The sequence below is a fragment of the Mesorhizobium cantuariense genome (genome assembly GCF_042647205.1).
GTDB classification, from domain to species: Bacteria; Pseudomonadota; Alphaproteobacteria; order Rhizobiales; family Rhizobiaceae; genus Mesorhizobium; species Mesorhizobium cantuariense.
Genome location: NZ_JBHRVD010000001.1, coordinates 1834791 through 1855658 on the forward strand (window position 1 = coordinate 1834791; position 20868 = coordinate 1855658).

Consider the following 20868-nt stretch of genomic DNA (forward strand, 5'->3'; position numbering starts at 1 on the left):
CAAGCGCTGTGCCAGTTCGCGGAAAGGCCGGAATCCCGGCATTTCGGCCATTGTTCGAGGCCATGCGGGCAATGCCTGTGCGGATTTCCGCACAGGCAGCGTTTGCCTGGGCGGATTTTCGCATTACACTGGCCGAAAAGCCGCGAGCAAAAAGGGAGAGGCAGACGCCGCAGGCAGGCACAGATAGCGAATCCCAAGGGTTTGCCGGGCGTGAGTTGCTGCGCGAGGCTGTGGCCCGGCTGCGCGATGGCCGCTGGCTTCTCGTGCTCGTCGCCCTTGCCTTCCTGGCCGGCGCGATCGCCATCGCCGGGCGCATCGCCTCCGGCCAGGCGGCCGACAATCTGCGCGACACAGCGCTTGCCGCTCTGCCGCTGGCGGCGGGAACCCTGACCGGCGAAATCGAAAAGCAACGCCTGGTTCCCTTGGTGCTGGCGCGCGACGATGCGGTGCGCGGCGCCCTGCGCCGGGCCGGAAAGATGCAAGAGGCGGCCCTGAACGACAAGCTCAAGGCGATTGCCGGCGATGCCTCGGCCTCCGCCATCTATGTCATCGACATGGCCGGCATCGCCATAGCAGCCAGCAATGCCGGCGAACCGGCCAGCTTTGTCGGCATCGACTATAATTTTCGCCACTATTTCCAGGAGGCCATGGCGAAGGGTGCCGCCAGCCAATATGGCCTCGGCACGATCAGCGGCAGACCCGGCCTTTACCTGGCCAGCCGGGTCGACGATGGCGGCAAGCCGCTTGGCGTTGCGGTGTTGAAAGTCGAACTCGACGGCGTCGAAGCCAATTGGCGTTCCAGCGGCTTTCTTGTTTTCGTCACCGACGAACGCGGCGTAGTGCTGGCCACCAGCCAGGCCGACTGGCGGTTTCATGCCCTCGCGCCACTCTCCGCCGAAGATGCCGCCGCCGCCCAGGACCAGCTTCAGCTGGCCGATGCCGGTTTCGAACCCCTGCCGATACGGCGCGGCGCCGGCGACGGCCTGGCGACGATCGACAGCGCCGGCAAGCCGCGCCAGTTCGTCGAAGTGGTGCAGGATCTGCCCGGTGCGGTCCCTGGCTGGCGTCTCTGGCTGCTGACGCCCGCCGACGCTGCTCTTTCGTCGGCCGCCAACACGGCGCGCCTGACCACGCTGCTAGGTCTGCTGCTTTTGGGCTTGATTGGCTTCGTGCTCACCCGGCGCCGGCGAACGCGCAAGCTGAGGCAGGAAGCGCTGGCGCGGATGAATGCCGAACTGGAGAGCCGGGTCAGCACGCGAACGGCCGAACTGACGCGCTCCAACACCGCACTCGCAGGCGAAATCGCCGAGCGCGAGAATGCCGAAGCCAAGGTCCGACGGCTGCGCGACGATCTCGCCCAGGCCAACCGGCTTTCCATTCTCGGCCAGATCGCCGCCGGCGTGGCGCATGAAATCAACCAGCCGGTCGCCGCGATCCGCACCTATGCCGAGAATGCCGGCCGCTTTCTCGACGGCGGCAAGACCGAACCGGCCAGCGGCAATCTGACGTCGATTGTTTCGATGACCGAACGCATCGGCGCGATCACCAGCACCTTGCGCACCTTCGCCCGCCGGCCGGGCGTCGCCGCTTCGCCGCTGCCGGTGCGCGAGGCGATCGACGGCGCGCTGTCGCTGCTGTCGGGCCGCATCCGCGACTCTGGCGTGACCATCGTCAAGCCGCGCGGCAACGCCTCGCCAGTGGTCATGGCCAGCCGCATCCGGCTGGAGCAGATCCTGGTCAATTTGCTGCAGAATGCGCTGGACGCGATGAAGGACCAACCCGATCCCCGCATCGAGATCGAGCTTGCCGAGCGCGACGACCGGGTGCTGATTTCGGTGCGCGACAACGGTCCCGGTCTCGGACCCGAAGCGGCCGGCAATCTGTTCATGCCGTTCCAGACCACCAAGGAGAAGGGGCTCGGTCTCGGGCTGGTGATCTCGCAGGAGATCGCCCAGGAATTGGGCGGCACGCTGCGGCTCGATCCCAGCAGCGCCAGCGCCCCCGGCCGCACCGGCGGCGCCTCCTTCACCATCGACTTGAGGCGAATAGAATGACAGACGGATCAGGGCTGGTCGCGCTCGTCGACGATGATGCGGACCTGCTGCACGCCACCACGCAATTGCTCGAACTTGCCGGCTTCACGGTGGTCGCGCTCGACGCCGCCGAGGCAGCACTTGCCGTCGTCGACAGGAATTTCGAGGGCGTAGTGGTCAGCGACATCCGCATGCCGGGCATGAACGGGCTGCAACTGTTCGATCGCATCAAGGCGATCGACTCCGACATACCGGTGATCCTGGTCACCGGGCATGGCGATGTCGATCTCGCGGTGGCGGCGCTCAAGGACGGCGTCTACGATTTCATCCCGAAACCCTATGCCGGCGATCGCCTTGTCGAGGCGCTGAAACGGGCATCGGAGAAACGGCGGCTGGTGATGGAGAACCGACGGTTGCGCGAAGCCGCGGCGCAGGCCGCCGACGGACTGCCGCTGATCGGCGAGGCGCTCGCCATACGGCGTCTGCGCGAGACCTTGCGCCAGATCGCCGACATGGATGTCGACGTGCTGGTCGAGGGGGAGACGGGAACCGGTAAGGAAGTGGTGGCGGACCTCCTGCACAGATGGGGGCGGCGGCGCGCAAAACCCTTCGTGGCGCTGAACTGCGGCGCGCTGCCGGAGACCGTCATCGAAAGCGAACTGTTCGGCCACGAGGCGGGCGCGTTCACCGGCGCGCAGCGGCGACGCATCGGTCGCATCGAGCATTCCAGCGGCGGCACGCTGTTCCTCGACGAGATCGAATCCATGCCGCCGGCCCTCCAGGTCAAGTTGCTGCGCGTGCTCGAAACGCGCAGCGTCACGCCGCTTGGCTCGAACGAGACCCGCCGCGTCGACCTCAGGGTCGTCGCGGCGACCAAGGTGGATCTCGGCCGGCAGGATCAGCGCGGCGATTTTCGCGAGGATCTCTATTTCCGCCTCAACGTGGTGACGCTGCGCATCCCGCCGCTGCGCGAGCGGCGCGGCGACATCCCGATGCTGTTCGGACATTTCCTCGGCAAGGCGGCGGAACGGTTCGGCCGGCCTGTCGCCAAGGTGAACGCGGCGGTCAGCGACCACCTCCAGTCGCATGCCTGGCCAGGCAATGTGCGCGAGCTTGCCCATTTTGCCGACCGTGTCGCGCTCGGCCTCGGTCCGGAGGATGAGGTGAGGGCGGTCTCCGCGCACTCGCCGGAGCCTGCGGCAACGCTGCCCGAACGGGTCGGCCACTACGAGGCGCAACTGATCCGCGACGCATTGCGCGAGCATGGCGGCGATGTGCGCGGCGCCATCGACGCGCTCGGCGTACCGCGCAAGACCTTCTACGACAAGCTCAAGCGCTACGGCATTGCCGCGTCCGAATTCCGCAATGGTGGCGACCCGGATACGCAACCATTTCGGGGCCAGATATAGACGTTGCGCAAGCGTGCTGACCTTCGTAACGCTGAATTCATCCAGCAGCGCATGTCGGAAAGAGCCATGAAGACGACACTTGAAACGACGGCCAATCCCCGTCCTGAAGAACTCACCTTTCTCAGCGAACGCCTGGCGGCGTTCAACGACGGCGATGTCGGCGCTTCCGAAAGGAAGGCGCTTGCCGTGTTCGTGCGCGACGAGGACGGCGCGGTCGTCGCCGGCATTTCGGGATACACGGCCTGGGGCTGGCTCTACGTGCAGTGGCTGTGGGTCGATGAACGGCTGCGCGGCCGGCATACGGCCGGCAAGATGCTCGAGGCGGCCGAAAAGGAAGCGGTGGCGCGGGGCTGTCAAAATGCCTGGATCGACACCTTCAACCCGAACGCCGCCAAGGTCTATCAGCGCCAGGGTTATCAGCCCTTTGGAACGCTTGCCGATTTCCCTGTCGGCCGCAGCCGCATCTTCCTGCGCAAGGCGCTGGTTGACGCCTGATCCATCCCGATTGAATCGGGATGGAGTTGTCCTCGTGTTTGACCTGATCCCTGCCAAACCGAAGGTTCAAGATCCGGCGACCCGTTACTCGGCCGGAACCAGGCCTGGGTCTCCCATCGGGCTTGATCTGGTTTCCTTGCGTGCCGATGCGCGGGCGAGCACGCTTTGGCGGTTGACGGATCTGCGCTCGGCATCGATGCGATGGATCAGGATTTCCGCACGCTCGATCGACCCGAGCAGGGCCAGGATCGTGCCGCGTTCGGCGGCACCGGCATTCGGTCCGAGTGCCAGCGTGCGGGCACGCAGTTCCTCGACCTCCGGCAGATCGACATGGCCGGCCGGCATCTGCGGGTGGGAGATGCCATAAGTCGGCAAGATCTCACGCAGCGAGGTATCGAGCTTGTTCAGCGCGACGTCGACGATCGCTTGCGCCGGGTTGCTGAACTTCTCGCGCCTGACGCGGCGCGCCACCTGGTGCATCGATTCCGTCAGGGCGGCCGTGAAATCGGCTTCCTCGATCAGGCTGGCGATCAGATCGAGCTGTTCGTAAGGCAAGTCCTCCTTCATCAGCGCGGCCGTGTAGGAACGGATGTCGCGGCTGAGGATGTCGGTGGCGAGATAGTGTTCGCCCGGATCCGACGGCGCCTTCTTGGAAGAGCGTGCGATGTCGAGGAACATGGCCCCGGCCTGCAGGTGACGAGCCGTCTCCTGCTGCACGGCGGGAACGGCCTGGGCAAAATCGCTGGCCAGTTTGCGGTCGAGGAATTTTGGTGTCGAGTAATCCTCCGCGTCTTCAGCATCCGTGCGGCCGACACGCGACAGAACCCGCTCGAACACGCCGATGAACGGGAACAGCAGCACTGTGTTGAAGACGTTGAAGAAGGTCGAGTAGAGGCCGACCGCGATCGGCACCAGAGGGAAGGTTTCCTTGCCGTCGACGATCACCGGAATGGCCGGATCGCCGCCGAAGAACTGCATGGCCCATTCCAGCACCTGGATGGAGACGAAGAACAGCGGGATGGTGATGCACACGCCGATGATGTTGAACGAGATGTGCGCATAGGCGGTCCGCTTGGCATTCTTCGAAAGATTGAGCGAAGCCATCCACGACGTGATCGTGGTGCCGAGATCGGCGCCGAGCGAGAAGGCGACGGCGGTCGTCCAGTCGAGAATGCCCGCTGCGCCAAGGCCCATGACAATGCCGATCGTCGCCGAGGACGAGTGGATCATCGCGGTCACGCCGGCGGCGATGAACACACATTTGAGCAGGTTGAGGTAGGAGTCGGCGGTGAGGGTCTGCAGCAGCGCCATGACTTCGGGCAGGTTGCGAAGCGGGCGCAGGCCGCCGGTCATCAGATTGAGGCCGTAGAAGATCAGCGCGAAACCCATGCAGGCGAGCGCTATGTTCTTCACCTTTTCGCTTTTGGCGAAGCAGTAGACCAGCGAAAACACGCCGGCCAGGATCAATCCGAGCGGACCGAGCGGCAGGGCGATCAGCCCGTTGCCGAGCGTGGTGCCGACGTTGGCGCCCATGATCACGCTGATCGCCGGCCGCAGGGCGATGACACCGGCATTGACCAGGCCGACGACCATGACGCTCATCGCCGTCGACGACTGGATGACGCCTGTGATCAGCGTTCCCGCCAGAACGCCCTTGATCGGCGTTCCGGCTGCCTTGGCGAGAAAGTCGCGCATCCGGTTGACCGACAGCGCCTGGATGCCGTTTGCCATGAAATCCAGACCGAGCATGAAGATGCCCAAGCCGCCGATCACCGGCACGAGGATGTCCTTGAAGATATCTATGTCCATTTCAGGCAGTCCCCCAACAAGTCGCCACGACGACGCGGTATGAGTTCAGTTGCTGCACAAGGCAGCTTTCGCTCGGGTTCAGTTTCCGACCGGCAATTGCCTTGCCCAATACTGTTCGATCTGGTCAACGAGTGCTTTCGGCAGCGGCACATAGCCGAGTGCGGTGGCGTCGCCGGCGCCTTGTGCGAAGGCGAGCCGGAAAAGATCATGCACGCGGCGATAGCGATGTTCCGTACGGCCCGAGACCTGGACGACGGCGAACACCGCCGTGCTGATCGGGTACGCACCATCTCCGCTGCGATTGGTGAGGGAGGCGAAGAAGTCGGTCGTTTCCTCCCAGGCGACGGAGGTGGCCGCTGCTTGCACGCCCTGCGGGTCCGGTTTGACGAAACGGCCGGATTTGTTCTGGACCGCCGCGAAGGGGAGGCCGGCGCGAAGCACCTGGCCGTATTCGGCATAGGCGATCGCCCCTTTGGTGGCTGCAACGGCACGAAGAAGCGCCTGCGTGCCTTCAGCACCTGTCCCGAGCGGCCAGTCGATCAGCGTGTCGGTCCCGAGCTTCGTCTTCCATTCTTCGCTTGTCGACGACAGAAACTCGGTGAAGACGTAGGTCGAGCCCGAACCGTCCTGCCGATGGATGACGCCGATGGCGAGATCGGGAAGGGCTATGTCGGGGTTGAGCGCCTGGATCGCGGGATCGGACCAGGACTTGATCTTGCCGAGATAGATGTCGGCGATCACCGCGCCGGAGAGGCGCAGGCCTTGTTCAGGCAGGCCATCGAGATTGGTGACCACCGCTATGCCGCCCATGACGATCGGAAATTGCCGCTGGCCGTTCCTGGCGAGATCGCTTGGCGGCACAGGAACATCCGTGGCGGCGAAATCCAGCTCGGGCTGCGCAAGCCGCATGAGGCCGGCAAGGGAGCCGACCGGCTCATAGTCGACGGTCCAGTCCAGCGTGAAGAAGTCGCCGCCGTCGGCGCGCGCATCCTTGTAGGCTGTTGCCCACTTGCCGATGATCGGCGCGGCCAGGGTCGATCCGGCGCCGCGAATAGGCTCGGCCTGCGCAGCGGACCCGATCATGGCCCCGATGATGGCAAAGGCGAGCGTAGCCGCCAATCCCGAGACCGTCGGCCTTGCACCGCGCAATGACGCCAAAATCATTGAAAACATAAATAGAATCCTGATTGTACCGCCACGCCATTATGGGCGCACATCAACAGTCAGACGCCGATGAAATGAGGCGCTGGCCAAAAACAAGATCGCTCTTGTCTTGTATTAATTTTTCTTAACGATTGGATGACAGAGGTCGTGCCGGGAAAAGCTTTTCGGCTGTACCGAGAAAGCTTCCAGCTGCAAAAATCCGGATAAAAGGCCGGATCGCTTCAAAGCCGAATCCGGCTCTTGTTTTTATCCGGCGAGCTTTCCGCCGCGCATCGGTTGCGGCGCGCCGGTCGTGCTCGGAAAGCTGATCGGCAGGCCGCGCAGCACGCGCACCGCGAGGAAGGCAAAACACTCCGCCTCGACCGCGTCGCCGCTCCAGCCGAGGCTCTCGGCCTGCACCACTTCGACACCGGCACGGGTTGCCAGCATCGCCATCATTGTCGGGTTGTGGCGGCCGCCGCCGCTGACCACCAATTTTCTAGGCCGGTGTGGCAGAAGGTCGAGGGCCTTGCCGACGGCGCCGGCGGTGAAGGCGGTCAACAGGGCCGCACCGTCCTCGGCGCTCAGGCCGTCCGCCATCGCGGCACCGAAGTCGAAACGGTCCAGCGATTTGGGATAGGGCTTGGTCAGATAGGGGTGCTGCAACAGCTTGGCGAGCCGGGCCTCGTCGACCGTTCCCGCTCGGCCAAGCGCGCCGTCGCGGTCCATTTCGCCAAGCCCCTTCGACTTGATGAAATCGTTCAGCGGCGCGTTGGCGGGGCCGGTGTCGAAGGCAATGACATTGTCGGCGCCGTCCCACCAGGTGATGTTGGCGACGCCACCGAGATTGAGCACGGCCACCTCGCCGCTGGCGCCGGCGCTGCGCATCAGCGCGGTGTGATAGGCAGCAGCCAATGGCGCGCCTTGCCCGCCGGCGCGCATGTCGGCCGAGCGGAAATCGTAGGCGACCTTGGTGCCCAAGAGGGCATGCATCAGCTCGCCGTCGCCGAGCTGCCGGGTCTGGCCGAGACGTCCGACTTGCGGTGCACGATGCAGCACGGTCTGGCCGTGAAAACCGACGACGCCGATATCGGCTATAGTCATCCCATAGGCTTCGACCAATTCCCTGACCGCCGCCGACTGGGCACGCGTCAGGGCTTCCTCCGCGGTGCGAAAAATCGCCGGCTCCGGCCCGACAAAATTCCAGGCCCGTGCCTCCGTCAGCGTCTCTTCCAGCAGGGTGCGGATCGACGGGGGATAGGGCATCAGCCGATAGGTGCCGAAATCGTCGATCCGTTCGCCATCGGTCTTGATCAGCGCGACGTCGATGTTGCCGTCAAGCACGGTGCCGGTCATCAGGCCGACGGCCCAGATTGGTTCCATTATTGCGCTCCATTCATGAGATCACCGACCGCTTGCCGAAGCTGAACGATTCCGCTGTCGAAATGACGTGTCGGATGGATCCGGTTGGTGAGCAAGGCCCAGGCCTTGCCTCTGTCGAAGTCGATCCACAGTCCGGTGCCGGTAAAGCCGGTGTGGCCAATGGTTCCCGGGCTGCACAGCGTCCCGCCGGACCAGCCCTCATAGGGACGCTCCCAGCCATGGGTGCGGGTGGCGGACAAGGGCGTGCGCATCAGCGCAATCGAGCGTCCAGAGGCGCCGGTCAGCAGCCCTTGCGCAAAATCGAGGACGGAAGCGGCCGTTCCGAACAGACCGGCATGCCCCGCACCTTGCAGCGCCGAGCAATTGTCGTCGTGGACCTCGCCGGACAGCACGCGGTGCCGCCAGGTGCAGTCCTCTGTCGCAGCGGCGACATTGGGCTCCGTGGACCAGGCAAAGCCCGGACCGGGCTCCATGTCGCGGATGGTCTTTCCCGAGAGCCGCTCGAGCGCGAAGCCGAGCAGGATGAAGTTGATGTCGGAGTAGACCGGGTCGCGGGCCTGCCATTCGCGCTGCAGGATGAAGGCGCGCAGCAGTTCGGGATCGCGCCCGTAAGTGTAGATCGGCTCGACGGCCGGAAAAGGCGTCTGGTGGCCGAGACATTGGCGGAACGTCACCTTCCGTTCCCAGGCCTCGGCATCATACTGGCGAAGGTCCGGCAGGGCAGAGACCAGCGGCGCATCGAGATCGATGGCGCCGTCTTCCGCCAGCGCCAGGATGCGCGGCGTCGTGAAGATGACCTTGGTTAGGGATGCCAGGTCGAACCAGGTGTTGTCCTGCATGGGGCGCGGCTTCGGCACGAGTTGGGCCGAGCCGATCGACCTGACGATGCGGTCGCCGTTACGGTCGACAATGCCGAGCACGCCGCCGGGAATGCGTTTTGTGGAAACTGCCGTGGCGAGCGGTTGGAAGGCATGGTCGAAGAGCTGGGCGAGGTCGCTCAATGCCGGCCTCCGCTCGAAAGTTGGCGATCCTTCGCGCCCCCCTCTGCCCTGCCGGGCATCTCCCCCTCTAGGGGGGAGATTGGCAGCTTCACGCCCCGCGTCTTATTCTTCGACGCTGGAAGTTGGCGAAAGCCAAGGTGACATCCAATCTCCCCCCTTGAGGGGGAGATGGCCGGCAGGCCAGAGGGGGGTGCTGCTGCGCTCACGCTTCCGCCCTCGCCATATGATCCCGCCCAAACTGCTCCCACCGCGCCGCCGCCGGCTCGAACCCTTGCGGGCGCACCAGCGAGGGAACCTGCCGCGTGTCGATCTCGAAATGCTCGTGACGACGGTCGATGGTCGGAACGGCGGCTATGAGCTTCTTCGTATAGGAATGCTTCGGCTTCGACAGCACCGAGGTCGCATCGCCGATCTCGACGATCTGGCCGGCATAGATGACGGCGATGCGGTGAGCGATCCGCTCGACGACCGCCATGTCATGCGAGATAAATAGGTAGGCGAGCCCAAACTCGCGCTGCAGGTCGACCAGCAGTTCCAGCACCTTGGCCTGCACCGAGACGTCCAGCGCTGACACCGCCTCATCGAGAACGACCACCGAAGGGTTGAGCATCAGCGCGCGGGCAATGCACAGCCTTTGCCGCTGGCCGCCCGAGAATTCATGGGGGTAGCGCTCCAGACTGTTTTTCGGCAGGCCGACGCGTTCCAGCAGGCTCGCCATCCTGGCCCGCGTTCCGGCATCCACCCGACCACCAGTGGCGATCACAGGTTCGGCCAGGATGCTCTCGATGCTGAGCCTCGGGTTGAGCGAGGCATAGGGGTTCTGGAACACCATCTGCACGGGCAGGGCGCTCTGCTCGGTCGAAGCCTTTCGGGCGCCGACCGAGAAGCTGCCGCGCGTCGACCGCACCAGTCCCAGCACGGCGCGCGCGGTGGTCGATTTGCCCGAACCGCTCTCGCCGACGATGGCCAGCGTCTCGCCGGGCATCAGGTCGAAATCGACGCCGTCGACGGCATGCACCGCGCCGGTGGCGCGGCTGAAGAAACTGCTTTTCAGGGGAAACCGAACCACGAGGCCGTCGACCCTCAAGGCCGGTTCCGTGCTTGCATCCTTGTCGCGCCGACCGTCTTCGCGTGTCGTGCTGCCGTTGGTGAAATGCGGCACGTCCTGCAGCAGATGCTGCGTGTAGGGGTGCTGCGCATTGTCGAGGATCTGGTTCAGCTCGCCTTGCTCCACGGCCTGTCCGTTCTGCATCACCATCACCTTGTCGGCGATGCCGGCAACCAGGCCGATGTCATGCGTGATGAAGATCATCGACATGCCGGTTTCCCGCTTCAGCTCGGCCAGCAGCGCCATGATCTGCGCCTGCACCGTGACGTCGAGCGCCGTCGTCGGCTCGTCGGCGATGAGCAGGCGCGGATTGCAGGCCAGCGCGATGGCGATCATCACCCGCTGCAGCATGCCGCCGGACAGCTGGTTGGGCGTGTATTTCAGCCGCCGCGCGGCATCGGGAATGCGCACGCGATCGAGCGCATCCTTGGCCGCCGCCGTGGCTTGCCTTCCGGTCAGGCCACGGTGCAGGCGAAACGATTCCTCGATCTGCGTGCCAATGGTCAGCACCGGATTGAGCGAGGTCATCGGCTCCTGGAAGATCATGCCGATCTCGGCGCCGCGAATGCCGGTCAGTTGCGGCTCAGTCGCGGTCATCAGGTCGAAGAGGCTGCCGTCGGCGCGTTTCAGCTTGATGGCGCCGCCGGTGATGCGCCCGCCGCCAAAATCGATGAGCCGGTTGATCGACAAAGCGGTGACGGACTTGCCCGAGCCGCTTTCGCCGACGATGGCCAGCGTCTCGCCGTCGGCCAGGTCGAAGCTGACGCCGCGCACCACCTCATTGGCCTGTGGATTGCGGCCGAAGCCGACGCGCAGGTCCGAGACGGACAACAGCGGGGTCATGCCGGCGCCCTGCGCATCTTCGGGTCGAGGATGTCGCGCAAGGCGTCGCCAAGCAGGTTGAAGCCGAGGATGCTGATCATGATCGCCAGACCCGGGAAGATCATCAGCCAGGGCGCCGTCTCCATCAAATTGCGGCTGTCGCTCAGCATCAGGCCGAGCGAGGCCGCCGGCGGCTGCGTGCCGAGGCCAAGGAAGCTAAGACCGGCTTCGGTCAAAAGCGACCACGCCAGCGCCAGCGTCACCTGGACGGTCAGCGGTGCCACCAGATTGAGCAGCAGATGCCGGGTCACGATGTAGAACGAACTGCTGCCGAAGGTGCGGGCGGCGTCGACGAATTCACGCGCCTTGAGCGACAGAGCAGGGCCGCGCACCACGCGAGTGAAGATCGGCGTGTAGACGATGCCGATGGCAACGATGCTGGTCCAGGTGCCAGGCCCGGCAACGGTGACGATGAGCAATGCCAGAAGGATGGCTGGGAAGGCCAGCAGCACATCCATGATCCGCATCACGACACCGTCCCAGCGGCGTCCGAACCAGGCTGCGGCCAGCCCGAGCACGGTGCCGGCAAGGGTCGCGAAGGCAACGGAGAAGAAAGCAACCGTGAACGACTGGCCGATGCCCGCCATCAGCCGGCTCGCCACGTCGCGGCCGAACAAATCGGTGCCCATCCAGTAGGCGCCATTGGGCGCATGCAGCCGGTCGACCCGGTATTGCGTGATGGGGTTGTGTGGCGTCAGCCCCAGCATGCCGAGGACGGCGACCAGCAGATAGATGCCGACGATGACGCCGCCGATGCGGCCGCTGCCGTGGCTGAAGATTGCGCGCAGGATGCGCATCAGGGTTCCCCCAGCCGGATGCGCGGATCGAGCGCGACATAGGCGAGGTCGACCAGGAGATTGACGATCATGAAGTTGAAGGCGATGAACAGCACACTGCCCTGCACCAGCGCGTAGTCGCGTTGCTGGATCGCATCCAGCACCATGCGGCCAAGTCCCGGCAGCGCGTAAATCTGTTCGACGATGACGGCACCGCCCAGCAGATAGCCGAATTCGATGCCGCTCAAGGTGACGACCGGGATCAGCGCATTCGGCAGAGCGTGCCGCCAGATGACGCTGCGCGCCGACGCGCCCTTGCTGCGCGCGGTGCGGACATAGTCGTCGCTCAACACGTCGAGCATGGCCGAGCGCGAGATGCGGGTGACGGAAGCGGCGAAGGCAAAGCCGAGCGTGATCGCGGGCAGGACCATCTGGCTGAGATTGCGCAAGGGATCCTGCCAGAGCGGCGCGAATTCGCCCATCGCCGGCAGCACGCCGAAGCCGGCCGACAGCGTGTAGATGATCAGCAGGCCAAGCACGAAGCTCGGCGTCGACTGGCCGATCATGGCGACGATGCGCACGCCCAGATCGGACAGTTTTTCATTGTGGGTGGCGGCAAAGATCCCGGCCGGCATGCCGACCGCGAGCGCGATGATCATTGACAGGACGGCCAGTTCGAGCGTCAGCGGGAAGCGCTCGAGGATGACATCGAGCACCGCCCGGCCATAGGTGACGGAGATGCCGAGATTGCCGTGCAGGATGCCGCCGATCCAGCGCCAGTACTGGATGAACCAGGGTTGGTCGATGCCGAAATAAGCGGCGAGCGAGTCACGTTGTGCCGGCGTCAGCAGGCCGGCTTCGGTGCCCAGCATGGCCGTGATCGAATCGCCCGGCACCATCCGGATCGCAACGAAGACCAGGATGGACACGCCAAGCAGGACGAGAGGAAACGTCGCCAGTCGTCGCATCAGATAGTTCACGCGAAGAAGTCCTCCCGTCCAATGCCTGCGGCAGCTACTGCTGGATGGTAACCTTGCTCAGGCTGAACAGCGTGCCCGTCGGCGTCGGCACGAACCCGGCAATGTTCTTCTGCTGAGCCGTGTAGCTGTAGGAGGTGTAGAGCCAGATCCACGGCGATACCTCGGCGAGATGCTTCTCGAATTCGGCGAAGATCGCCTTGCGCGCCGCCGGGTCGGTCTCGGCGCGGCCCTTCTGCATCTGGCTGTCGAGCGTGTCGTCGATGTAGTTTGCCACCTTCTGCAGATTGCCCGCCTTGGTCCAGTAACGGTTGTACATTGTGTAGGGGTCGGCGCGGCCGCCATTGAGTGCGATCGCCATGTCGAAATCGCCCTTCAGCCAGGCGTCGACATAGACGTTGAGCTCCATCATCTTGATGTCGAGCTTGACACCGATTTCGGCCAGTTGCGACTGGATGACCTGGGCCTCCGCCGCCGCCGTCGGCGGTTCGCCGGTGGCACCGATCACGGTCGCGGAAAAGCCGTCGGCAAAGCCGGCTTCTGCCATCAGCTTCTTGGCCTTCTCGACGTCGCGCTTGTAGCAGAATAGCTGGCTCGGATCGGTCGCGAGCGCCGGGATGGTCAGCGGTCCGGTGACCTTGCCTTCGCCGAGCGAAGCGGTGTCCAGCACCTCCTGCCGGTCGATGGCGCAGGAGATGGCCTGGCGCACCTTGAGCTCGGTCATCGGCTTGCGCGACGGATTGAGCTGCAGCACGTGATAGGAGAGCACCGGTACGCGGTTCAGCTGCAGGCTGGCCTCCTTCGGCACCAGCGTGGCGACCAGCGGGTCGTTGAGCAGCGCGAAATCGATCTGCTTGGTGCGCATGGCGGCAAGGATCGCGGCTTCATCCGGAAGCACGCTGATCTCGATGCCGTCGACGCCGGTAGCACCGCCGGCCCAATCCTTGTTGGCGCTCAGCACTTCCTTGGCGTTGGGGTCCCATTTGTCGAGCTTGAAGGGACCGGAGCCAACCGCCTTGGTGCCGATCGAGCCGGCCTTGATTTCGCTTGCCGGAACGATGGCCGCGTTGACGTCGCTCATCGCCGTCAGGATCGGCGCATCCGGCTGCGACAGATGAAACACGACGGTCGCCGCATCCGGCGTGTCGATGCTGGCGATCGACAGGAAGTTGGCGCGAGCGGCAGCCCCGGTCTTCTCGTCGAGGATGCGCTCGAACGATGCCTTGACGTCGGCCGAGGTCACGGCGGTGCCGTCCTGGAATTTCGCCTTGGGATCGAGCTTGAAGGTCAGTTCCTTGCCGTCCTTGGAGAACTCCCAGGAGGTGGCAATGGCGGGGATGATCTGCAGACTGGCGTCGACCCGCACCAGCGGCTCATAGATCAGCTCCAGCAGCCGCAGCGACGAAAAAGCCGTCTGCTTGTGCGGATCAAGCCCGGTGGCGTCCTGCGACCAGGCCATATGCAGCGTCGCCGCATTCGCCTGGGTCGAAACCGCAGCCAAGCCGAGCATCGCGGCCAGCGTGATACCGGACAACAGTGTTCTTGTGAGGTGCCTTGCCATTTTCATCTCCCATTGTGATTTGACTTGATGCCTTGCAGTTTCTGCCGACCGCTTCCAAGACACACATGGTTTGGAGTATCGGCCCAGTCTATGCGGCTTCACGCCGTCTTGTCTCATGTGGCTTCATGCCGTCGTGTCGCTGATTGCCTTTCGCAGGAAGCCTCCGGCCTTGCCGAGAGCCGCTCGCGCCTCCTCGACGCCGAGTCCGGTGATCGTCACCAGGATCGCCAGCTTCACATCATTGCCGGTCTGGGCAAGCGCCTGCTTGGCCTGTTGCGCGGCGCAGCCGGTCGTCTGCATGACGATCCTGATCGCCCTGGCGACGAGCTTCTTGTTGGACGGGTTAAGGTCGACCATCAGATTCTCATAGCTCTTGCCGATGCGGATCATCGAGGCGGTGGTCAGCATGTTAAGCACCAGCTTCTGCGCGGTTCCCGATTTCAGCCGGGTCGAGCCGGTGAGCACTTCCGGGCCGACCACCGGCGAGATGGCAATGTCGGCGATGCCGGCAATGGTCGACGCCGGGTTGCAGGACAGGGCAACCGTCGTTGCGCCCACCTGCTTCGCATAGTTCAGCCCGCCGATGACATAGGGCGTGCGGCCGCTGACCGCGATGCCGACCACAACGTCGTTGGCGGTCAGCCCGATCTCCTGCAACGCCTTGGCGCCCATTTTCGGATCGTCCTCGGCGCCTTCCGTCGACCGCACCAGGGCGTCGGGGCCACCAGCGATCAGACCGACCACCATGCCTTCGGGCACACCGAAGGTGGGCGGACACTCCGAGGCATCGAGAACCCCAAGTCGGCCGCTGGTGCCGGCGCCCATGTAGATCAGACGCGCGCCTTTCTGGAAGGCAAGCACGATCCGATCCACTGCGGCTGCGATGTCCGGCACGACCTTTTCGACGGCCGCCGGCACGGCCGTGTCCTCATCGTTGATCTTGCGCAGCACGTCGATGGTCGGCAGCAGGTCGATGTCCATCGTCCTCGGATTACGGCCCTCGGAAACCAGCCGGTCCAGCTCGGACATCAACCCTTGTTCGGTCATTCGCTTGCTTTCAAAGACCATGCGGCACAGCCGGAAGAGCGGGGCTCGCCGACCGGCACCAGCACAAACGGACCAAGGGTCCGTCGTCGCTATCCTGTTTTCTCTCGTTAACTTTTTAGAATTTGATATTCATGTCGTCAACACAAATTTGGAATATTTTATTCCTTGTTAGGCAGGGCTCTATCGCTGCCGCAGGACCTTTTGGCAAGGATGATTGCGCCCGACACGGCATCGCCGTCAGCCGGCTTCAGCCGGCGCCGGACATCGGGGGAGAGCCAGGGTTCGAGCGGGCTGGACAGACCGCCCAGCAAGGTCACGCGTGGCGCGCCTTTCTCGAACAGCACCCGCACCAGCGTATCGATCTGCTCGGCCGCACTTTGCACGATCCGCCGTCCGACCGGATCGCCCTGGTCGGCATGGCGCATCACCATCGGCGCGAGCGCGGCATAGTCGGTGGCGCTGGCGCGGTCCATCCAGGCGACCGCTTCCATTGGGTCACCCTCGAAGCGCTGCATCACCTCCGCCAGAAGTGCTGTCCGCTCGTGGCGGCCGTCATGGGCGCGCAACGCCAGTTGCACGGCTTTCAGGCCGAGATCGGCACCGCTGCCCTCGTCGGAGATCGGAAACCCATAGCCGCCAACGCGCAGGTCGCGGCCGTCGACAAAGCCGAGGCCGATCGAGCCCGTACCGGCGATCACGACGGCGCCGTCCAGACCGGAATGCGCGCCCAGGCAGGCGCCGACGCCGTCGCTGACGAAATCGATGCTGGCAAAGGGATGCGCGATCGCCCGCAACGCCTCCAGCGCGCCCTTGCGGCCGATGCCGGCAAGGCTGATGCCGGTGTGGATCCGGGCGATCTTGGCTGGTTCAAAACCTGCCTCCTCGATCGCCGTGCCAAACGCTTTCGCGACCGACGCCCAGGCGGCATCGATGCCGAGCCGTGTCGTCGCCGGACCTGACAGGCCTTGTCCCAGTACCGTCCCGTCAGCATCCTCGATACGAGCCCGGCAGCCGGTGCCGCCGCCGTCGACACCGAGAAAATAACGATCCGCGCTCATGCGCTCAGCCGCTCGATGTCGGCGCCGCACAGGCGCAGCTTGCGGTCCAATTGCTCATAGCCACGGTCGAGGTGATAGACGCGATTGATGGTCGTTTCGCCCTCGGCGACCAGCGCCGCCAGCACCAGCGACACCGAGGCGCGCAAATCGGTGGCCATCACCGGCGCGCCATGCAGTTTCTCGCCGCCGCGCACCAGCGCCGTGGTGCCTTGCAGCTTGATGTTGGCGCCGAGCCGCATCAGTTCGGGCACATGCATGAAGCGGTTCTCGAAGATGGTTTCGCGCAGCAGCGATGCGCCGTCGGTGCAGCACATCAGCGCCATGAACTGCGCCTGCAGGTCGGTCGGAAACCCGGGATAGGGTTCCGTCGTCAGGTCTGCGGCTTTCAGCGGCCGGTCGCGTGACACGATAAGCCCACGGTCACCGGGCCAGACGCTGACGCCGGTGGCCTCAAGCAATTGCACCACCGAAGCCATGTGCTCGAGCCGGGCATGCGTCAGCTCGAGCTGGCCGCCGGTGATCGCAGCGGCGATGGCATAGGTGCCGGCCTCGATCCGGTCCGGAATGATGTCGTGGGTGGCGGCATGCCAGCTGGTGTCGCCCGCGATCAGGATGCGGTGCGTGCCGGCACCCTCGATGCGCGCGCCCATGGCGGTGAGACAAGCGGCGAGATCCGCCACCTCCGGCTCGCGCGCGGCGTTGAGGATCTCGGTTTCGCCCTTGGCCGTGGTCGCCGCCATCATGGCGGTTTCCGTCGCGCCGACCGATGGCGAGCTCAAGACGATGCGGGTCCCGATCAGTCCGTCGGGTGCCGACGCGACGATCGATCCGTTCTCGATGGCGATCCTGGCGCCCAGTGCCGCGAGCGCCGCGACATGCATGTCGACCGGCCGCGCGCCGATCGCGCAGCCGCCCGGCAGCGAAACCCTGGCATGGCCGAAACGGGCGAGCAGCGGCGCCAGCACGAGCACCGTCGCCCGCATCTTTCTGACCGTGTCGTAGGACGTCTCCTTGGAAACGGCCGCACTGGTGTCGATCGTCGCGGAATGCGCCGATCTCGTCACCTCGGCGCCATGCAGCTGCACCACGCCGAGCATGTTTTCGACATCGGTCACATCAGGCAGGTTGGTCAGTTCGAGCGGGTAGGGGCTGAGCAGCGCCGCCGCGATCTGCGGCAAGGCAGCGTTCTTGGCGCCGGATATGGTGACCGCGCCTTCCAGTCTCTGTCCGCCGACGATCCGTAATCTGTCCATGAGCTGAAACCTCGTGCGACGAAAGCCGGCCACGCTCGGGCGGCTCTCTCTGGAGATGCTGCTCCGAATCCCGGATTTGGCCTGGTCCAGTTGGAGAATTAATTGCGCGTTCTTGGCTGTCAATCGGAATTGGAATAATTTATTCCTTAGCTAGGCACTTGAGAAGCGCGAGGAAATCCCGTGTCCGTCCTGAACAGGATCAATGTGAAGCTCGAAGGCATGGCGCCCGGTGATCGTGAGATCGGCCGCTATATCGTCGACAATCCCGACCAGATGCTGCGCTTGTCGACGGCGGCTCTCGCGGCCGAGATCGGGCGCAGCCAGTCGAGCGTCGTCAAGTTCAGCCAGAAGCTCGGCTATGCCAGCTATCAGGAGCTCAAGCTTGCCGTCAGCGAGGCCAAGGCGCAGGAATGGCAGGTGCCGGCCGGCATGATCCACGGGTCGATCGAGGTCGGCGACAGCTACCAGGTCATCTTGAAGAAGCTGATCGGCAGCAAGCTTCTGTCGATGCAGCGGACCGCCGAGGCCAACAGCGAGCGCATCATCTCCAGGACTTTGGAACTGCTGGACAAGGCGCGCCGCATCCATCTGGTCGGCGTCGGCGCTTCTTCGCTGGTGGCGCGCGATTTCTCCTACAAGCTGATGAAGCTCGGCCGCAATGTCCTGCACGACAGCGACAGCCACATCCAGATGGCCAATGTCTCGACGCTCGGGCCGGGCGATGTGCTGTTCGCGCTGTCCTACTCCGGCGCCAGCATCGAAACCTTGCGCATCGCCGAGCTTGCCCGCAAGCGCGGCACCATGGTGATCGCCGTCACCGGCCTGCACGACAATCCGCTGAGCCGGGTCGCCGACATCTGCCTCTACACCATCGCCGACGAGGAGCGTGCGCGCTCGTCCTCCATCACCGCGCGCGACGCGCAGCTGACGCTGACCGACCTGCTGTTCATCCTGCTGGTGCAGAAGCAGCCGGATGCCAACGAGTATGTCCACAACAGCGAAGTGGCGGTTTCGGTGCTGAAGGCCGAGCGATCTTCTTAGCGCCACAGGCGATACTGGACCGCGCAACGCCGGTTCCGCGGCCGCCTGGCTCAACAACCGCAGCGATGCCACCTCTTGCCTGTCACCCGCGAAGGCGCGACCCTGCCTGATCTGGCGAAACGCTTCCGCCGAAATCCGCAAGGAGAGAAAATCATGACATCCGAAGTGGCCGTCATTGCAGGCGCAGGCGCTGGTCTGAGTGCCTCGCTTGCGCGCCTTCTCACGCGGGAAGGCTTTCGCGTGGTTCTGGCCGCCCGCAACGTCGAGAAGCTGGGCGCTCTGGTCGATGAGACCGGTGCGCTGGCCGTCGAGACGGATGTTGCCGACGCTGCGTCCGTCGCCAAGCTGTTCGACGCCGCCGACAAGGCCGGCCCGCTGGCGCTTGTGGTGTTCAATGCCAGCGCGCGCACGCGCGGCCCGATCGCCGAGCTCGATGCCGAAGCGGTCAAACAGGCGTTGCTGGTCGGCGCCTATGGCGGCTTCCTGGTCGGCCAGCAGGCGGCGCGCCGGCTGCTTGTCCGGGGGTCCGGATCGATCCTGTTCACCGGCGCCACCGCCAGTGTGAAGGGATTTTCCGGCTCGGCCGGCTTTGCCATGCCGAAATTCGCTCTGCGCGGCCTGGCGCAGTCCATGGCCCGCGAACTCGCCCCGAAGAACATCCACGTCGCCCACTTCATCATCGACGGCCAGATCGAGCCACCCGGACAGGCAGCCGATCCCGATCGGCCGGATCGCCGGCTGTCGCCGGACGCCATCGCCGAGGCCTATCTCACGGCCCATCGCCAGCATCGCAGCGCCTGGAGCTCGGAGCTTGAGCTGCGGCCCTGGGTCGAGACGTTTTGACAATCCAGCTGATCGCCTAAGGGCCAGCTGACCGCCCAGGGGGAAGTAACGCGATCCTTCCGCTGCTCCTTATATACATTAGGCAATTCTCACATTTTGTAGTGCTAAGCTGCTTATCCAATACATAAAAAAGCACAGTGTAATATACACGTTTGTTTAACGTCGGTTGTGCATGTTGCTGGCTTTCCCGGGCTAATTGAGAACGCGCATGCCGGTCACACGTCGTACACTGCTTGCGGCCGGAAGCGCTGGGTTGCTGATCTCGCAAGCCCAGGCAGCCAGCACTCCGGGACAGCAGGCGGAGAACGCCTCAAAGCCTATCGCGAGCGGCAATGTATTGCGCATTGCAATGCCGGCCTTCGCTTCCAATCCGTTCTTCCCGGCCGACGGATCGGGCGACAATGGCATAGACTTGGAACTGGCCCACGGCATCGCCGCGGCGCTTGGCGTCGAGCCGGTATTCGACCGATCCGCCGCAACGTTCGACGATATCGTGAAACAGGTGAGTTCCGGTCAGGCCGACATGGCGATTGGCAAACTCAGCCGGACCCTTCAGCGCGGTCGATCGATCGTCTATTCCCGGCCCTACGCCATGCTGCGCCAAGGGCTGATCGCCAACCGCCTCAACCTGGCGCGTATTGCGCAGGGCAAGCCGCCCGAACAGATCATCCGCGATTTCTCAGGCGATCTCGGCGTCATCGAAGGCTCGTCATTCGCCACCTACGCGACCACAACCTTCCCGCACGCACAAATCCGCCGCTTGGCAAGCTGGGATCTGATCATCGATGCGATCCGAAACGGGACGATCGACATGGCCTATCGCGACGATTTCGAGATCAAGAAGCTGATGGTCGACGATCCGTCGATGACGGTCGTCGCGCGCTCGATCACGCTGACGGACAAGGTCGACACGATCGCAATCGGCGTGCGGCCGGACGATCCGCATCTCGCGGCCTTTGTCGACCTTTATCTCGATCTCGCGCGGGGTCAGCAGGTTCTCAACACTGACGAGATCATCGCCCGCTATCGCCAGGGGAGCAAAGCCTGAC

General features: G+C 64.4%; 17 protein-coding genes. 6 read left to right on the top strand and 11 right to left on the bottom strand.

The window, feature by feature from the left end; all coding sequences use genetic code 11:
• The first annotated feature begins 77 nt into the window (after positions 1-77).
• The 3 genes from ACFOJ9_RS08450 to ACFOJ9_RS08460 all read left to right on the top strand — a co-directional run bounded on the left by ACFOJ9_RS08450 (position 78) and on the right by ACFOJ9_RS08460 (position 3937).
• Positions 78-2054, top strand: a complete 1977-nt coding sequence (locus ACFOJ9_RS08450; protein WP_378978452.1) for a sensor histidine kinase — start codon at positions 78-80, stop codon at positions 2052-2054.
• Entirely contained in the window at positions 2051-3442 is a 1392-nt protein-coding gene (locus ACFOJ9_RS08455) for a sigma-54-dependent transcriptional regulator (protein ID WP_378978453.1), read from the top strand. The genes ACFOJ9_RS08450 and ACFOJ9_RS08455 overlap by 4 nt, the downstream gene beginning before the upstream one ends.
• A 66-nt stretch (positions 3443-3508) precedes the next feature.
• Positions 3509-3937, top strand: coding sequence for a GNAT family N-acetyltransferase (locus ACFOJ9_RS08460; protein WP_378978454.1), 429 nt, complete (start codon positions 3509-3511; stop codon positions 3935-3937).
• Positions 3938-4021: 84 nt separating this feature from the next.
• Here ACFOJ9_RS08460 and ACFOJ9_RS08465 read toward each other — a convergent pair whose 3' ends face one another.
• From ACFOJ9_RS08465 to murA, 11 genes are all read right to left on the bottom strand, one after another.
• A complete protein-coding gene (locus ACFOJ9_RS08465) occupies positions 4022-5746 on the bottom strand; it encodes a Na/Pi cotransporter family protein (protein ID WP_378978455.1) in 1725 nt (574 codons plus the stop codon).
• Positions 5747-5824: 78 nt separating this feature from the next.
• A complete protein-coding gene (gene pstS / locus ACFOJ9_RS08470) occupies positions 5825-6919 on the bottom strand; it encodes a phosphate ABC transporter substrate-binding protein PstS (protein WP_378978456.1) in 1095 nt (364 codons plus the stop codon).
• A gap of 237 nt (positions 6920-7156) precedes the next feature.
• On the bottom strand, positions 7157-8272 hold the full coding sequence (locus ACFOJ9_RS08475) for an anhydro-N-acetylmuramic acid kinase (RefSeq protein WP_378978457.1): 1116 nt from the start codon (positions 8270-8272) through the stop codon (positions 7157-7159).
• Positions 8272-9273: a serine hydrolase domain-containing protein gene (locus ACFOJ9_RS08480; protein WP_378978458.1), complete on the bottom strand. Its 1002-nt coding sequence runs from the start codon at positions 9271-9273 to the stop codon at positions 8272-8274. The genes ACFOJ9_RS08475 and ACFOJ9_RS08480 overlap by 1 nt, the downstream gene beginning before the upstream one ends.
• Positions 9274-9475: 202 nt before the next feature.
• A complete protein-coding gene (locus ACFOJ9_RS08485) occupies positions 9476-11224 on the bottom strand; it encodes an ABC transporter ATP-binding protein (RefSeq protein ID WP_378978459.1) in 1749 nt (582 codons plus the stop codon).
• A complete protein-coding gene (locus ACFOJ9_RS08490) occupies positions 11221-12060 on the bottom strand; it encodes an ABC transporter permease (RefSeq protein WP_378978460.1) in 840 nt (279 codons plus the stop codon). Before ACFOJ9_RS08490 ends, ACFOJ9_RS08485 begins: the two co-directional genes overlap by 4 nt.
• A complete protein-coding gene (locus tag ACFOJ9_RS08495) occupies positions 12060-13019 on the bottom strand; it encodes an ABC transporter permease (RefSeq protein ID WP_378978461.1) in 960 nt (319 codons plus the stop codon). Before ACFOJ9_RS08495 ends, ACFOJ9_RS08490 begins: the two co-directional genes overlap by 1 nt.
• 34 nt (positions 13020-13053) lie before the next feature.
• Positions 13054-14577, bottom strand: coding sequence for an ABC transporter substrate-binding protein (locus ACFOJ9_RS08500; protein WP_378978462.1), 1524 nt, complete (start codon positions 14575-14577; stop codon positions 13054-13056).
• A 123-nt stretch (positions 14578-14700) separates the two neighbouring features.
• Complete coding sequence (gene murQ, locus ACFOJ9_RS08505) at positions 14701-15624, bottom strand: N-acetylmuramic acid 6-phosphate etherase (RefSeq protein WP_378978463.1); 924 nt, start codon at positions 15622-15624, stop codon at positions 14701-14703.
• A gap of 158 nt (positions 15625-15782) precedes the next feature.
• Entirely contained in the window at positions 15783-16682 is a 900-nt protein-coding gene (locus tag ACFOJ9_RS08510) for a BadF/BadG/BcrA/BcrD ATPase family protein (protein ID WP_378978464.1), read from the bottom strand.
• A complete protein-coding gene (murA, locus tag ACFOJ9_RS08515) occupies positions 16679-17935 on the bottom strand; it encodes a UDP-N-acetylglucosamine 1-carboxyvinyltransferase (protein WP_378978465.1) in 1257 nt (418 codons plus the stop codon). The genes ACFOJ9_RS08510 and murA overlap by 4 nt, the downstream gene beginning before the upstream one ends.
• Before the next feature lie 180 nt (positions 17936-18115).
• On the opposite strand from murA, the gene ACFOJ9_RS08520 reads away from it, so the two are divergent.
• From ACFOJ9_RS08520 to ACFOJ9_RS08530, 3 genes are all read left to right on the top strand, one after another.
• Positions 18116-18976 carry a MurR/RpiR family transcriptional regulator gene (locus tag ACFOJ9_RS08520; protein ID WP_378978466.1) on the top strand — a complete coding sequence of 287 codons (861 nt, stop codon included), beginning with the start codon at positions 18116-18118 and terminating at the stop codon, positions 18974-18976.
• 153 nt (positions 18977-19129) lie between these two features.
• Positions 19130-19819, top strand: a complete 690-nt coding sequence (locus tag ACFOJ9_RS08525; protein WP_378978467.1) for an SDR family NAD(P)-dependent oxidoreductase — start codon at positions 19130-19132, stop codon at positions 19817-19819.
• A 208-nt stretch (positions 19820-20027) separates the two neighbouring features.
• The gene (locus ACFOJ9_RS08530; RefSeq protein ID WP_378978468.1) at positions 20028-20867 is read left to right on the top strand and encodes a substrate-binding periplasmic protein; all 840 of its coding nucleotides are present in this window, start codon (positions 20028-20030) and stop codon (positions 20865-20867) included.
• The last annotated feature ends 1 nt before the right edge of the window (position 20868 follow it).

Bases quoted from the DNA above. Each gene is read 5' to 3' on its own strand.
- ACFOJ9_RS08455 (WP_378978453.1), top strand. From the start codon at position 2,051: ATGACAGACGGATCAGGGCTGGTCGCGCTCGTCGACGATGATGCGGAC.
- ACFOJ9_RS08460 (WP_378978454.1), top strand. From the start codon at position 3,509: ATGAAGACGACACTTGAAACGACGGCCAATCCCCGTCCTGAAGAACTC.
- ACFOJ9_RS08465 (WP_378978455.1), bottom strand. From the start codon at position 5,746: ATGGACATAGATATCTTCAAGGACATCCTCGTGCCGGTGATCGGCGGC.
- pstS (WP_378978456.1), bottom strand. From the start codon at position 6,919: ATGTTTTCAATGATTTTGGCGTCATTGCGCGGTGCAAGGCCGACGGTC.
- ACFOJ9_RS08475 (WP_378978457.1), bottom strand. From the start codon at position 8,272: ATGGAACCAATCTGGGCCGTCGGCCTGATGACCGGCACCGTGCTTGAC.
- ACFOJ9_RS08485 (WP_378978459.1), bottom strand. From the start codon at position 11,224: ATGACCCCGCTGTTGTCCGTCTCGGACCTGCGCGTCGGCTTCGGCCGC.
- ACFOJ9_RS08490 (WP_378978460.1), bottom strand. From the start codon at position 12,060: ATGCGCATCCTGCGCGCAATCTTCAGCCACGGCAGCGGCCGCATCGGC.
- ACFOJ9_RS08500 (WP_378978462.1), bottom strand. From the start codon at position 14,577: ATGGCAAGGCACCTCACAAGAACACTGTTGTCCGGTATCACGCTGGCC.
- murQ (WP_378978463.1), bottom strand. From the start codon at position 15,624: ATGACCGAACAAGGGTTGATGTCCGAGCTGGACCGGCTGGTTTCCGAG.
- ACFOJ9_RS08510 (WP_378978464.1), bottom strand. From the start codon at position 16,682: ATGAGCGCGGATCGTTATTTTCTCGGTGTCGACGGCGGCGGCACCGGC.
- murA (WP_378978465.1), bottom strand. From the start codon at position 17,935: ATGGACAGATTACGGATCGTCGGCGGACAGAGACTGGAAGGCGCGGTC.
- ACFOJ9_RS08525 (WP_378978467.1), top strand. From the start codon at position 19,130: ATGACATCCGAAGTGGCCGTCATTGCAGGCGCAGGCGCTGGTCTGAGT.
- ACFOJ9_RS08530 (WP_378978468.1), top strand. From the start codon at position 20,028: ATGCCGGTCACACGTCGTACACTGCTTGCGGCCGGAAGCGCTGGGTTG.